Genomic DNA, 13,652 nt, shown 5'->3' with positions numbered 1-13,652 from the left:
CCGCGACGGGTAGTCCCGGTCGGAGAGACGTCGCGTGTTGATCTCTGTAGCGTGCTGGGGCATGAGAATGAACCGCTGTTCCCCCGGCGCCGGGACGTTCGCGATCGCGCTCGCCGCCATGGGCGCCCTCGGCGCGTGCGGCGGCGGAGGGACCGCCGATATCGGCCTCCGGGCAGATCGGAATGTGCGCGAGCGCACTGATCCGTCCATTCGGAGTTTCCTGGACGGGACCCTGCCGAAGGGGCCGGGCGGCACTGTCGTCGCGGCCCACAACGGACGGCTCGTGCACTGCGGCGGCTTCGGCTACTCCGACCGGGAGAAGAAGATCCCGGCGCGCTGCGACACCGTCTACGACGTCATGTCCATCACCAAGCAGTTCACGGCCGCCGCCGTCATGAAACTGGAAATGGCGGGCAAGCTGCGAGTGACCGACCGCATCGGAGAATTCCTCGGCCCGGTGCCCGCGGACAAACGCAAGATCACAGTCCATCACCTGCTGACGCACACCGCCGGGCTGGACGACGAGGAGATAGGCGGCGGCGACTACGACCCGATATCGCGCGACGGCATGCTGCGCGTCGCGCTCACCTCGAAGTTGCGGTCGGCTCCGGGCGCCGAGTTCCAGTACTCCAATGTCGGATACAGCGTCCTGGCGGCGATCGTCGAGAAGGTCTCGGGCGTCGGGTACGAACGCTTCCTCGCCGAGCGCCTGTTCGCGCCGTCGGGAATGGCGCGGACGGGGTACGTCCTGCCGCGGTGGAAACGTGAGCAGGTCGCGGTGGAGTACGACGAGCACGGCAAACCGCAGGGGCGTCCGTACGAGCACCCGTGGGCGGCCGACGGGCCGTACTGGTACCTGCGCGGAAACGGCGGGCTGCTGTCCACGCCGCGCGACATGTTCCGCTGGCATCGCGCGCTGGAGGGCGACCGGGTCCTTTCCGGACGCGCCAAACGCCAGATGTTCAAGTCGCACGTCTTCATCGGAGAACAGAACGGCAACAAGTACTACTACGGATACGGCTGGGGCGTCATCCGCACCGGTGACGGCCGTCGCGTGGTCGAGCACGACGGCGGGAACGACTGGTCGTTCGGCGAATTCGCTCGCTTCGCCGACCATCGCGTGATGGTGTTCTGGATCACCAACCACGCCTACCGCGAGGGGAAATGGAACCTTGAGGAACAGAACGCGGAACTGACCGCCGGAATCGAGAAGCGCGCCCGCGACTGACCGGTCGGGCTCGCCGACCCAGAAGCCGGAAGCCGGAAGCCGGAAGCCGGAGGACGGAGGACCGGGCGTGGCGGGTGCCGGTCAGCCGAAGACGGCTCGTTCCGCCCTCTGGAGAAGGGCGGCCAGTTCGTCGGCCTCCGCCTTGCCGAGAGGGGCGAAGGCGGGGGCCATCAGTTCGTCGGTGAGCCGTTCGGCGTCGTCGTGGCGGCGCCGTATCTCGTCGGTCACCTCGGGATACGGCCGCGGCCAGCCGAAGTACTCGGCGTTCGGCTCGCCGTCGACGAGGATCGCCGAATGGCCGCTCAGCACCGCCTCCAGCGGGCCCAGCCCGCTCGCCAGCACCGCGGCGATGTGCATGCCGCCGCGCAGCTCGCGGACGACGTGCGCGAGCTGGACGACCCGGGCCCGATCGTCCTCGGGCAGCGGCATCGCCCGCCACCCGGCGAAGAGCGGGGCGGCGACCACGGATCCGCCGTCCACGATCCGCTGGAGCAGCTCCGCCAGCCGCGCCGGCTCCTCGAAGCCGGCGAGCTTGCGGCGGCCGAAGTCCTGGGCGACGCCCGCGTACCGGGCGGCGGCGGTCGCCGCGGGGAGATCGGCGCCCGCTTCCCACGCCTTCCGCACGGTGCCGACCGGGAAGAAACCGGCCGCGGACGCGACGACGTCCGCGTCGACGTCCCCGAGGACCCCGCAGCGGCCCCGGAAATACGGGGCCCAGCCGGTCAGGCCCGTCTCCGCCGCGTAGGCCTTCGCCTCCCGCGAGCGCATGAACGCTCCGCCCAGCCGCCCGATCGGTTCCGCCACCGCCGCGGCGATCTCCCGCATCCCAGCCGTCCCTTCGTCGAACCGAACCACATTCTACGATTGGGGCGTCCGGGATCCGGCACGGGTTCTGGCGTCCGCCGAGCCTTCGCCGGGCAAGCCGCTGCGCAGCGGTGGGTCAGGGCTTGCGGGCCACTCCGCCCGCGCCGGGCACCGCCGGCGGCTCGTCCCAGGGGCTGGGCTCGGGACGCCACCGCGACACCGCGACGACGCCGGGCTCCAGCACCTCCAGCCCGTCGAGGTAGCGGGCGATCTGGTCGACGCTCCGCGGCGTGTAGGGGACCGCGCCGCTGCTCGCGTTGTACCGGCCGATGGCGTCCAGGTAGGCGGGGTCGGTGTCGGTGCCGTCGTAGACGGCGAGATGGCTGCCCGAAGGCAGCGCCGCCATCAGCCGGCGGACGATCGACCGTGCTTCGTCGAAGTCGTCGACCAAGCCGAGGATGCCCATCAGCATCACCCCGACCGGACGGCTGAGATCGAGGGTCTTGGACGCCTCCGCCAGAATGGTCTCGGGGTCGTGGACGTCCGCCTGGATGTAGTCCGTGGCCCCTTCGCGCGTGCTCCTGAGCAGTGCCTGGGCGTGCACCAGTACCAGCGGATCGTTGTCGACGTAGACGATGCGCGATTCGGGCGCGATCCGCTGCGCGACCTCGTGGGTGTTGTCCACGGTCGGCAGGCCGGTGCCGATGTCGAGGAACTGCCGGATGCCCGCGTCGGCGGCCAGGTACCGCACCACCCGCACCAGCATGTACCGGGAATGGCGCGTGAGGTCGACCATGCCCGGGAAGATCTCGCAGACCCTGTCGGCGGCCACCTGGTCGACGGGATAGTTGTCCTTGCCTCCGAGCAGGTAGTTCCACACCCGCGCCGAATGCGGAATGGTCGTGTCGATCTCGGGATGTGTGCTCACGGCTGTTCTCCCTGATCCCGGCATGCGGTCGTTCTCGATGTTTTCAGGGAGAGTGTCACGGAACGAGGCCCGCGGCCTATCGGTACGGTTTCGGGCATGGGGGTCGTCGAGTTCGACGTGAAGACGGACGGCGGTCGCGTCCTGCACGCCTATGACACCGGGACGGGCAATGACGCCGGGACAGGCGGCGGTGCCGGGGCGGGCGGCGGCGCCGATCCGCTCACGGTCATCTGGCATCACGGGACGCCGAACATCGGTGCGCCTCCCCGTCCGCTCTTCCCGGCCGCCGCGCGGCGGGCGATCCGCTGGGTGTCCTATGACCGGCCCGGATACGGCGGTTCCAGCCCGCTGCCCGGACGGGACGTGGCGTCCGCGGCGGCCGAAGCCTCCGCCGTCGCCGACGCGCTCGGCATCGGCCGGTTCGCGGTCATGGGGCACTCGGGAGGCGGGCCGCACGCCCTGGCCTGCGGCGCGCTGCTGCCGGACCGCGTCCTCGGGGTGATCGGGGCCGCCGCATTGGCTCCGTTCGACACCGAGGGGCTCGACTGGTTCGCCGGTATGGGCGCGGCCGGCCGGGCGTCGCTGCGCGCGGCCGCGGCGGGACGTGCGGCGAAAGAGGAGTACGAGGCCACGGCCGAGTTCGACCCGGAAATGTTCACCCCCGCCGATCACGCCGCGCTCGCGGGCGAATGGTCATGGTTCGAGGACGTGGTCGGCCCGGCCGTCGAGAACGGCGTCGGCGGGCTGGTCGACGACGACCTCGCGTACGTCGCCCCGTGGGGATTCGACCCGGCCGGCATCAGCGCGCCGCTCCTCGTCCTGCATGGCGGGCGGGACCGGGTCGTGCCCGCGTCCCACGGCCGATGGCTCGCCCGGCACTGCCCCACGGCGCACCTGCGCCTTTCCGAGGACGACGGGCACATCTCCGTTCTCAATTCCGCCGCCGCCGCACTGGACTGGCTCCGCGCCCACGCCGTCGAATAGCGGCGCCCGCGTCGGCGCCCGTGGCCGTGGCCGGGCCCGCGCCCCGGGCCCGCGCCCGCGGTGCCGCCGGCCACTGCGGGTCATCGGTGCACCCGGGGTGGCGAATTGGTCGCGGCGTCGCGGCGCGTCCTGGCGATGTCACATTCTTCACCGGCAGCCCGTCCTTGGGGTGGTTCACGCGGTCCGGGGGAGCGGTCCCCGGCGAGATTGGAGAGGTCATGGAGCCACCGATCCCGGTCACCGGCGGTATGGGCGCCCTCGGATTCGGTCGAGGCCGGAGGGACGCTCGATTTAGAGTGGCGGGGTGAGGGATCTCGCGGTCGACACGGCAGTGATGGGAAAGAACGGTCGGTACGCGGCCGAGCTGCTGCCCGAATGGTCGGCGTGGGGGCCGAACGGCGGTTACGTGGCCGCCATTCTCGCTCGCGCGGCATTGGCCCACGGTTCGCAGCCAAGGGTGGCGTCGTTGTCGTGCCATTTCCTGTCGGTCGGGCGGTTCGCACCCGTCGAACTGGAAGTGACGACGCTGCGCCGCTCGAAACGGGCGGAGTCGGTGCGGTGCTCGATGCGGCAGGAAGGGACGGCCGTCGCGGAGGCCCTCATCTGGCTGACCGCCGACGACCTGGACGGGCTCCACCATGACGCGGCGATAATGCCGGACGTGCCGGGCCCGGAAGAACTCCCCTCGTTCGCCGAACTGATCCCCGATCCGGACCCTCCGCCTCTGCCGATGTGGAACAACATCGAAGGCAGGCCCCTCGTCTGGTACGAGGATCTGGAGAACCGTCCGATCGGGGAGCCGTACTACAGGGCGTGGTACCGCTTTCCCGGGCACACCACCGACGCCGTCGCGCGCCAGCTCGTCATTTTGGACACGCTGGCCTGGGGGGCGGCATGGAGCGCGCATCCGCTGGACAGCGGTTTCATCGCCCCGAACCTCGATCTGAACGTCCAGTTCCACCGTTCCGCGATGGGGGAGGAATGGCTGTTCGGGGAGGGCACGGCGGAAATCGCGGAGGACGGTCTCATCGGCTTCCACAACCGGCTCTGGTCGACCAAGGGGAAATTGCTGGCCTCGGCGTCCGGTCAGCTGCTCTGCCGTCCGGATCGGACGAATCCGCGCTGACCCGCGAGCGCCCGCTCGGCGTCCCGATCGGTTAGGCGCGGGCCGTCCGCTCAGGGCTCAGGGGAGGCTGGACTCGATCTGCCGGCGGAGGACCTTCCCCGTCGCGTTCCGCGGCAGCGGGTCGGTCGTGATGTGCCAGCGGGTCGGGACCTTGAAGTAGGCGAGCCGCTCGCGGGCGTAGTCCGTCAGCTCCTCCGGCGACGGCGGTGGCGACGACGACCCCGGTGAGGGCGGGGCGGCGGCGACCCCGACCACCGCCGCGACCTCCTGCCCGAGGTCCGGGTGCGCGACGCCGAGGACGATGCACTCCCGCACCCCCGGATGCTCGGCCAGGACGTTCTCGACCTCGGCCGGGTACACGTTCTCGCCGCCGCGGATGATCAGGTCGGAGCGGCGGGTGGTGAGCCGGAGCCGGCCCCGCTCGTCGAGCATCCCGATGTCGCCGGTGTGCAGCCAGCGGTCCGTGCCGACGGCCCGCGCGGTGGCGTCCGGGTCGCGCCAGTACCCGACCATGTTGTAGGCGCTGCGCGTGCACACCTCGCCCTCGACGCCCGCCGGGACCGGCCTGTCGTCCGGGTCGCGGATCTCCAGCTGGACGCCGAGCGTCGGGCGGCCCAGCGTCCCGGGCGACTCGGCGAGGTCGGCGGGCGTCGCGACGGAGACGCCGGTGCACGACTCGGTGAGCCCGTAGCTGTCGACCAGCGCGTCCTTGGCGGGCGGGAACACCGCGCGCAGCCGCTCCTTGAACGCGGGCGAGGACGGCGCCGTGGCCAGCGAGAACGCCGTGAGCGACGAGACGTCGTACCTCGACAGGTCGCCGTGCTCCACCATGCGGTGCGCCATCGTCGGGACGGCGCCCCAGTTCGTCACCCCCTCCTTCTCGATCAACCGCAGGACCTCGTCGACGTCGAAGCCGCCCTCGTGCATGATGACGGCGGTGCCGGTGGCGAGCCGCGGCACGGCCAGGTTGTGCAGGCACGCGATGTGGAACAGCGGCAGCGCCAGCAGGTACCGGCGGGACGACGGGCCGGCCGGGTCGCCGGACGCCCGCGCCAGCGCGTCGTTGAACCGGTGGTACTCGATCACCGAGGTCAGGTTGCGGTGCGAGTGGACGGCCCCCTTCGGCCGGCCCGACGTGCCGCTCGTGTACAGGATGACCGCCGGGTCGTCCGCGGCGACGTCCGGGACGTCCAGGGCGGCGCCCGGATAGCGGGAGGTCAGGGACGGCACGTCCGTCTCGACCGTCAGGACGTTCTCGACGGGGACACCGGTCCCGGACGTCAGCGCGGCGCGCTTCGCGTCGGCGATGACCAGCTTCGGTTCGGTGTGGCCGAGGGCGTACTCCACCTCCCGCGGCGCCCACCAGGCGTTGTAGCCGACCGCGACGCCGCCGGCGGCGATCGTCGCCCAGAACGCGATGATCCACTCGGGGCTGTTGGCCGCGTTGATCGCGACGCGGTCGCCGGGCCGGACGCCGAGGTCCTCCCGCAGCGCCTTCGCCGTCGACGCGACGGCCGCCGCGTGGTCCGCGAAGGTCAGCCGCCGGGACGCGGTGACGACGTAGTCGCGGTCGCCGTATGAGGACGAGCGGGCCAGCACCGCGCCGAGGTCGCGGGCCCGGTTCGCGAAGACCGGCAGGCGCGCGCCGAGGACGTCCTCGTCCCGCAGTTCGAACTCGCCGCCGGGCCCGGTCAGCTCCCGGACGATCTCCATCGGACTGGACACCCGTGACCTCCTCGTCGCCGACGGCTCATTGTCGGCCCCCGCGTCCGGGCTCCACCAGGGCGTTCCGCTCAGCGGGACGGCCGCGGCCGCCCTTTTCCGAAGCCGTTCCCGGTGAGCGGGACTGGGCCGATGACGTGGGGCGGGTCACATCACGATGACCCCACCAGGACTGAGCAGCCCGGACCGACCGGACGCGAGCCGTCGAGCCGTCGAGCCGTCGAACCGTCGGATCGCCGACATCGGACCGCCGAACCGTCGGACCGGGCTGGGCGCGCAAGCAGGACTGAGTAGGAGAAGCGGAATGGGAAGCCTCAGCGGCAAGGTCGCGATCGTGACCGGGGCCGGTCAGGGCGTCGGGCAGGGCATCGCGCTCGCGCTGGCGTCGGAGGGCGCGGCCGTCGCGGCGCTCGGCCGGACGAGGGCCAAGCTCGACGCGACCTGCGAACGGATCCGCGAGCGGGGCGCGAAGGCGGACGCGCTCGCCTGCGACGTCGCCGACACCGGCGCCATCCCCGGCGTCGTCGACGAGGTCGCCCGATCGTTCGGCGGCGTCGACATCCTCGTCAACAACGCCTACTCGGGCGCCTACGGCCCGCTGCTGCCGATGAGCGACGCCGAATTCCAGCAGGGCTTCGTCACCGGCCCGTTCGCCGCGTTCGCGTTCATGAAGGCGTGCCACCCGCACCTGAAGGCGCGCGGCGGCGGCAGCATCGTCAACCTCGTCACGTCCGCGATGGTCCGCTGGGATCCGGCGACCTACGGCGCCTACGCGGCCGCGAAGCAGGCGCTGCGGTCGCTGACCCGGACGGCCGCCGCCGAATGGGGACCGGACGGGATCCGCGCCAACAACATCGCCCCGCACGCGCTCTCACCAGGGCTGAAGGGGTGGGCGGAACGGAATCCCGAGGCGGCCGAGGAGTTCCGCCGGACGATCCCGCTCGGCTACGTCGGCGACTGCGAGGAGGACATCGGCCGGGCCGTCGTCGCGATCGTCCAGCCCGCGATGCGCTACCTCACCGGGGCGACGGTGCCCCTCGACGGCGGCCAGGCCAACTTCGGCTGACGCGGCCGTCCGTGCGGGCCGGGGCCTCCGCGCGATCCCCTTCCACCTGGCCTCACGTCGGCGCTCAGGCGGGCGCCGCCCATTCCCCACAGGCGCCCCCCGCCGTCCCACCCCACCCACCACTCGCCGCCCCCGCGGCCGGTGAAAGGAGACGACCGGATGAAGGTCGACAAGGTCGGACGCCTCGCCGCAGGCGCCCTCGCGGTCGCGCTGGTGACCGCGTCCTGTGCCAGCGACCGCTCGGGCACCGACGGCACGTCCGGCGGGAACGGGAACGGCTCGGACGGCGACGGCAAGACCACGACCAGCAAGACGTTCGGGACGCTGCCGTCCCCCTGCGGCCCCGGCGACGCGGGTTCCAAGGCGAAGGGAAAGACGGACCAGGGCGTCACCGACGACCAGATCGCCATCGGCTTCGGCGACGACCGCGGCTTCGCGTCCGCGCCCGGCCTGTCCAAGGAGATGGGCGACGCGGTCGGCGCGATGATCGACTGGTGCAACGAGCAGGGCGGCATCAACGGCCGCAAGCTCAAGGGCAACCAGTACGACGCCGCGATGACGCAGTCGGCGAAGGTCATGCAGGAGTCGTGCAAGCAGGACTTCATGCTCGTCGGACAGGGCTTCGCGCTGGACGACGCCGCCGAGCAGTACCGGGTGGCGTGCAAGCTGCCGACCGTCGCCGGGTTCACCGTCGGGCCGAACGCCGCGATGGGCCCGATGAAGTACGAGGCCGTCCCGTACCCGGTGGACCAGCTGAACATCGGCGCGTTCCGCATCGCCGGGAAGATGTTCCCCGACTTCAAGGACAAGATGGACATCCTGCTGTCCACGTCGCCGGCCGGGACCACCGCCACCACCAAGGTCGCCGGTGCGCTGAAGACGGCCGGCATCACGCCGATGGCGTGCGGCGTCCGGCTGAACGACAAGGGCGAGAGCAGCTACATGCCGTTCGCCGAGAAGGTCAAGGACTGCGGCGTCAAGTACCTGTTCACGTCCGAGACGCCCGACCCCGGCCAGTTCAGCTTCCTGGAGTCGATCGACCGCACCGGGGCCAAGCCCGCCTACGTGTTCGAGGCGACCTGGTACAGCGCGTTCGTCTCCAAGTGGAACACCTCGGGCGCCGGGGACAACCTGCACGTCGGCATGATCTTCCAGCCGTTCGAGAACGCCGGGAAGGTCCCGGCGGTCCAGCGGTACATGGACCTCGTCAACGGCAGGAAGGGCAAGGTCGCGCTGCTCGGCATGCAGGCCGCGTCGTCGTTCCTGCTGTGGGCGCAGTCCGCGCAGAAGTGCGGCTCGGACCTGACCCGGCAGTGCGTGATCAACGAGCTGTCCAAGGTGCACGAGTGGACGGGCGGCGGCCTGCACGCGCCGACCGACCCCGGCAACAACAAGCCCGCGTCGTGCTCGCTGATGGTCAAGCTCAACGGGACGAAGTACGAGCAGGTCTTCCCGAAGAACGTCGGCGAGTTCGAGTGCGGCGCCGAGTTCGTCGCCAAGACCGACCCCAAGACCTGGGGGACGACGCTCGACGGGGACCGCAAGTCCACCAAGTTCCTGACCGGCGACGTCATCAAGCCCCAGACGTCCTGATCCGCGACCTGCCGGAGGCGGTGAACACGTGACGACGTTCCTGACCTACACGATCCTGGGGCTCGTCCTGGGGTCGGTGTACTCCATCGCGGCCTCCGGGCTGGTGCTGACGTACAACACCTCGGGGATCTTCAATTTCGCGCACGGCGCCCAGGCGATGTTCGGCACGTTCCTGTACTGGCACTTCACCGAGCGGTGGGGCTGGCCGGTCTGGCTCGCGCTGATCGTCGTGATCGGGGTGGCCGGCCCCGCGATGGGCGCCGCGCTGCACGCCGTGATCATGAAGGGGCTGCGCGGCACCGCCGACGTCACGAAGATCATCGTGACGGTGGCGGTGCTGCTCGGCACCGTCTACCTGGCGCAGTGGATCTGGAATCCGGACGAGGCCCACACCGTCGACATGTTCTTCGGCACCGGCTCGAAGATCACCGTCGGCGGGGTGGTCGTCCGGTACCACGAGATCGTCTGCCTGGTCGCCGCCGTCGCCATCGCGATCGGCCTGCGGGTGCTGTTCACCCGCAGCCGGACGGGCGTCGTCATGCGCGGCTCCGTCGACGACCCCGACCTGCTGCGGCTGAACGGCCACGACCCGGAGCGGGCGGCGATGCTGTCGTGGGCGCTCGGCTCGACGCTCGCCGTCCTCGCCGGGGTGCTGATCGTGCCGATCAGCGGCGGCGGGCTGGACGCGAACGCCCTGACCCTGCTGGTCATCGACGCGTTCGCCGCCGCGATGTTCGGACGGCTCCGGAGCATCCCCCGCACGTTCGCCGGCGCGATGGTGCTCGGCCTCGCCGCCAACTACGTACTCGCCTACCTGCCGTCCGCGGGCACGTTCACCGGCAACCTGCGCGTCTCACTGCCGATGATCATCCTGTTCGCGGTGCTGGTGCTGCTGCCCCAGGACCGCCTCCGCGGCGCCGCGATCCGGACCCGCGAGCGGTACCGGCCGCCGACCGTCCGCGCGGCGGCGGTGTGGGGCGCCGCGCTCGTCGCGATCGTGTACCTGTACAGCCTGCTGCTGTCGGACGCGGGCGTCACCACGTTCGCGCTCGGCATGAGCTTCGCGATCATCGCGCTCTCGCTGACGGTGCTGACCGGCTACGCGGGCGAGCTGAACCTCGCGCCGCTGGCGTTCGGCGCGGTCGCGACGGTCGTCGCGTTCCATTTCGGCGTGCGGGGCAGCGGGCTCGACGCCCGGCTCGACGTCCAGGGCCTGCTGCTCGCGGTCGCGGCGGCGGCGCTGGTCGGCGGGCTCGTCGCGCTGCCCGCGCTGCGCCTCCGCGGCCTCTACCTGGCGCTCGCGACGATGGCGTTCGGCGAGTTCCTGTCGAACATGGTGCTGCGCGACACGACCCAGCACGAATGGTTCGGCGTGAAGTTCACGCTGTTCCCGGACGGCTCGCTCATCGTCCCGCCGCTGAAGGCCGGGCCGCTCGACCTGCGGGACGGGACGACCTCCCTCATGACCGCCACCGTCCTGTTCGCGCTCATCGCCGTCGGGCTCGCCGCGCTCCGGAGCAGCGGATACGGGCGGCGGCTCGCCGCGATGAAGGACAGCCCGGCGGCGGCCGCGATGCTCGGGCAGAATCTCGTCCGGCTGAAGCTGAGCGTCTTCATGATCTCCGCGGCGGTCGCCGGGCTCGGCGGGGTGCTGATGGCGTCCGCGACCGGGACCGTCGCGCAGGAGAACTTCTCCTTCGTCGGCAGCCTGGCGCTGCTCATGCTCGTCGTGGTCGCCGGGATCGGCTACATCAGCGGCGCGCTGTTCGGCGGCCTGATGGCGGGCGCCGGGTCCGCCGTCCTGGTGTCGACGTTCGGCGACCTCGCGCTGGAGAACGAGGGCATGTCGGACGTCTACCGCGCGCTCGGGCACCTCGTCCTGGTCGCGACGGCGCTCGTCGGGATGGGCGTCGGACGGAACCCGAGCGGCTTCGTCCACGACGTCGTCGAGGGCTACCGGACGCTCGCGCATTCGGGGCAGGGCGGGGCGAAGCCCGTCCTCTACGGGGCGGGCGCGCTCGGCGCGGCGCTCTACGTCCTCGCGCTCACCGACGTGATCGGGGCGTGGACGTTCGCGCTCATCGCCCTCTGCGTGGTCATGCTGCTGCCCGCCGTCGGCCGCGTGTACGTGGAGGAGGGACGCGCCCGCGCGACCCCGCTCGAACTCGTCGGCGTGGACGAGCCCTACACCGACGAACTCCGCGCCGCCCTGGACCGCGACCTGGGCCTGCCCGCCCGGCCCGCACGTCCCGCGCCCGCACGGACGGAGAAGGGAGAGGCCCATGCCACCGCCTGAGAAAGCAACACCGCCTGGAAACGGGGCGCCGCCTGGGAAAGCGGCGCTGCTGGAGACCCGCGGCATCACGGTCAGGTTCGGCGGCAACACCGCCGTGGACGACGTCGGCCTCACCGTGGACGAAGGGCGGATCACCGGCCTGATCGGCCCGAACGGCGCGGGCAAGACCACCCTGTTCAACACCGTCACCGGCCTGCAGAAGCCCGCGTCCGGGACCGTCCTGCTCGACGGCGAGGACATCACGAGACTGTCCCCGGCCCGGCGCGCCAGGCGCGGCATGGCGCGGACGTTCCAGCGGCTGGAGCTGTTCCTGTCGCTGTCGGTCCGCGACAACGTCCGCGTGGCGGGCGACATCCTGCGCGGCTCCGCCCGCAAGCGGACCGATCTGGACGAGGAGACCGACGGGATCCTCGAACGCACCGGCCTCACCGACATGGCCGGCCGCGACGTGTCCGACATCCCGATCGGGCGGGCCCGCGTCGTCGAGGTGGCCCGCGCGCTGATGACCTCGCCGCGCGTCCTCCTGCTGGACGAGCCCGCGTCCGGCCAGACCGAACGCGAGACGGACGCGTTCGCCGAGCTGCTCACCGGCCTCGCCGGGGACGGCCTCGCGATCTGCCTCGTCGAGCACGACCTGCCGCTCGTCATGCGGCTGTGCGGCGCCATCCACGTCCTCGACTACGGCGCGCTGATCGCGTCCGGCACCCCGGCGGAGATCAGGGAGTCGCCGGAGGTCATCGCCGCCTACATCGGCACCGCGTCCACCACCGGGGAGGGGGTGCGATGACCGACTCTCTGCTCGAACTGGTGGGCGTCCGGGCCGCCTACGGCGCGATCGAGGTCCTGCACGGCGTGGACCTGGCGCTCCGCCCCGGCTCGCTGCTGGCGCTGCTCGGCCCCAACGGCGGCGGCAAGTCCACCACCATGCGCGTGTGCGCCGGGCTGCACGTCCCGTCCGCCGGCGAACTGCGGTTCGCCGGACGCAAGGTGAACGGCGTCTCGGCGCAGGACGCTGCCCGCCTCGGCGTCTGCTCCATCCCGGAAGGCCGCGGGATCTTCCCGAACCTGACCGTCCGGGAGAACCTGTGGGCCGCCACCGGCACCGGCGCCCGCCTGGACGACCTGGAGGAGAAGGCCTACGCCCGCTTCCCGATCCTCGGGCGACGCCGCCGCCAGCTCGCCGGATCGCTGTCCGGCGGCGAGCAGCAGATGCTCGCGCTGTCGCGCGCGCTCGGCACCGATCCGGCGGTGCTGCTGCTCGACGAGCTGTCCATGGGCCTCGCGCCGATGATCGTCACCCGGATGTACGAGACGGTCGCCGAGCTGGTCGAGGGCGGGCTGTCGGTGCTGGTCGCGGAGCAGTTCGCCCGCGCCGTGCTGCCGATCGCCGACACCGCCGCGCTGATGCTGAACGGCCGCGTCGCCGCGGCCGGGACGCCCGACGAGATCGAAGACCGGTTGTCCAGCGACTACCTGGGAGGTTGACCCCATCATGCTCACGGAGGAAAGGCGCCGGCAGTTCAAGGACGACGTGGCGCGGCAGAAGCTCAAGACGGACCGGGCACGCTACGACGGCGTCCTCCGCATCGCCGGGGCCCTGGCCATGGTGGTCGGCGTCGTCGGCGTGTTCGTCGCCTACAACGTCTCGCTCACCAAGGACGACCTGCGCGACGTCGGCTCGCTCCAGACGCTCGCCGTGGGCTTCCTGGCGGTGACCGTCCTGGGCGCCGCGCTGTACCTGGCGGCGGCCGTCACCCGCGTCCTGCGGCTCTGGCTGCTGCGCCAGCTGGCCGAGTCCCAGGCCCACACGGACCAGATAGCCGAGGCCCTCGACCGCCGGGCCTAGACGGTCCCTCCCCGCGCGAGCCGGGCGCCCGGTCCATCCGGGCGTCCGGTCCATCCGGG

12 protein-coding genes are annotated in these 13,652 nt (G+C 71.7%); 9 read left to right on the top strand and 3 right to left on the bottom strand.

The features are described from left to right. The first annotated feature begins 61 nt into the window (after positions 1-61). Positions 62-1,228 carry a serine hydrolase domain-containing protein gene (locus ACH34T_RS00645; protein ID WP_395989907.1) on the top strand — a complete coding sequence of 389 codons (1,167 nt, stop codon included), beginning with the start codon at positions 62-64 and terminating at the stop codon, positions 1,226-1,228. A gap of 81 nt (positions 1,229-1,309) precedes the next feature. Here the strand turns inward: ACH34T_RS00645 and ACH34T_RS00640 are convergent, their stop codons facing one another. Both ACH34T_RS00640 and ACH34T_RS00635 read right to left on the bottom strand, forming a co-directional pair. Beyond that, positions 1,310-2,053 (bottom strand): hypothetical protein, encoded by a 744-nt coding sequence (locus ACH34T_RS00640; protein ID WP_395989906.1) that lies wholly within the window; start codon positions 2,051-2,053, stop codon positions 1,310-1,312. 115 nt (positions 2,054-2,168) lie between these two features. Next, positions 2,169-2,960 (bottom strand): SAM-dependent methyltransferase, encoded by a 792-nt coding sequence (locus ACH34T_RS00635; protein ID WP_395989905.1) that lies wholly within the window; start codon positions 2,958-2,960, stop codon positions 2,169-2,171. Positions 2,961-3,056: 96 nt separating this feature from the next. Here ACH34T_RS00635 and ACH34T_RS00630 point away from each other — a divergent pair, with 96 nt between their 5' ends. Beyond that, positions 3,057-3,944 carry an alpha/beta fold hydrolase gene (locus tag ACH34T_RS00630; protein WP_395989904.1) on the top strand — a complete coding sequence of 296 codons (888 nt, stop codon included), beginning with the start codon at positions 3,057-3,059 and terminating at the stop codon, positions 3,942-3,944. 304 nt (positions 3,945-4,248) lie between these two features. Then, on the top strand, positions 4,249-5,070 hold the full coding sequence (locus tag ACH34T_RS00625; RefSeq protein ID WP_395989903.1) for a thioesterase family protein: 822 nt from the start codon (positions 4,249-4,251) through the stop codon (positions 5,068-5,070). A gap of 57 nt (positions 5,071-5,127) precedes the next feature. On the opposite strand, the gene ACH34T_RS00620 is transcribed toward ACH34T_RS00625, so the two are convergent. Further along, positions 5,128-6,795 (bottom strand): class I adenylate-forming enzyme family protein, encoded by a 1,668-nt coding sequence (locus ACH34T_RS00620; protein ID WP_395989902.1) that lies wholly within the window; start codon positions 6,793-6,795, stop codon positions 5,128-5,130. A gap of 301 nt (positions 6,796-7,096) precedes the next feature. On the opposite strand from ACH34T_RS00620, the gene ACH34T_RS00615 reads away from it, so the two are divergent. The 6 genes from ACH34T_RS00615 (at position 7,097) to ACH34T_RS00590 (ending at position 13,593) form a co-directional block, all read left to right on the top strand. Beyond that, entirely contained in the window at positions 7,097-7,858 is a 762-nt protein-coding gene (locus tag ACH34T_RS00615; RefSeq protein ID WP_395989901.1) for an SDR family NAD(P)-dependent oxidoreductase, read from the top strand. Between the two features lie 159 nt (positions 7,859-8,017). Continuing rightward, the gene (locus ACH34T_RS00610) at positions 8,018-9,451 is read left to right on the top strand and encodes an ABC transporter substrate-binding protein (protein WP_395989900.1); all 1,434 of its coding nucleotides are present in this window, start codon (positions 8,018-8,020) and stop codon (positions 9,449-9,451) included. Between the two features lie 28 nt (positions 9,452-9,479). Then, a complete protein-coding gene (locus ACH34T_RS00605) occupies positions 9,480-11,747 on the top strand; it encodes an ABC transporter permease (protein WP_395989899.1) in 2,268 nt (755 codons plus the stop codon). Then, entirely contained in the window at positions 11,734-12,534 is an 801-nt protein-coding gene (locus tag ACH34T_RS00600) for an ABC transporter ATP-binding protein (protein WP_395989898.1), read from the top strand. The genes ACH34T_RS00605 and ACH34T_RS00600 overlap by 14 nt, the downstream gene beginning before the upstream one ends. Further along, positions 12,531-13,232: an ABC transporter ATP-binding protein gene (locus ACH34T_RS00595; RefSeq protein WP_395989897.1), complete on the top strand. Its 702-nt coding sequence runs from the start codon at positions 12,531-12,533 to the stop codon at positions 13,230-13,232. The genes ACH34T_RS00600 and ACH34T_RS00595 overlap by 4 nt, the downstream gene beginning before the upstream one ends. A gap of 7 nt (positions 13,233-13,239) precedes the next feature. Continuing rightward, positions 13,240-13,593, top strand: coding sequence for a hypothetical protein (locus ACH34T_RS00590; RefSeq protein ID WP_395989896.1), 354 nt, complete (start codon positions 13,240-13,242; stop codon positions 13,591-13,593). Positions 13,594-13,652: the final 59 nt, after the last annotated feature.

It is taken from the genome of Actinomadura sp. 9N215, assembly GCF_044326345.1.
Taxonomy (GTDB): domain Bacteria; phylum Actinomycetota; class Actinomycetes; order Streptosporangiales; family Streptosporangiaceae; genus Spirillospora.
Note: the sequence above shows the minus strand (reverse complement) of the source record. Positions and strands in the feature narration are given on the sequence as shown.

Coding starts and splice junctions, on each gene's coding strand:
- ACH34T_RS00590 (WP_395989896.1), top strand. CDS start 13,240: ATGCTCACGGAGGAAAGGCGCCGGCAGTTCAAGGACGACGTGGCGCGG.
- ACH34T_RS00630 (WP_395989904.1), top strand. CDS start 3,057: ATGGGGGTCGTCGAGTTCGACGTGAAGACGGACGGCGGTCGCGTCCTG.
- ACH34T_RS00595 (WP_395989897.1), top strand. CDS start 12,531: ATGACCGACTCTCTGCTCGAACTGGTGGGCGTCCGGGCCGCCTACGGC.
- ACH34T_RS00615 (WP_395989901.1), top strand. CDS start 7,097: ATGGGAAGCCTCAGCGGCAAGGTCGCGATCGTGACCGGGGCCGGTCAG.
- ACH34T_RS00600 (WP_395989898.1), top strand. CDS start 11,734: ATGCCACCGCCTGAGAAAGCAACACCGCCTGGAAACGGGGCGCCGCCT.
- ACH34T_RS00640 (WP_395989906.1), bottom strand. CDS start 2,053: ATGCGGGAGATCGCCGCGGCGGTGGCGGAACCGATCGGGCGGCTGGGC.
- ACH34T_RS00645 (WP_395989907.1), top strand. CDS start 62: ATGAGAATGAACCGCTGTTCCCCCGGCGCCGGGACGTTCGCGATCGCG.
- ACH34T_RS00610 (WP_395989900.1), top strand. CDS start 8,018: ATGAAGGTCGACAAGGTCGGACGCCTCGCCGCAGGCGCCCTCGCGGTC.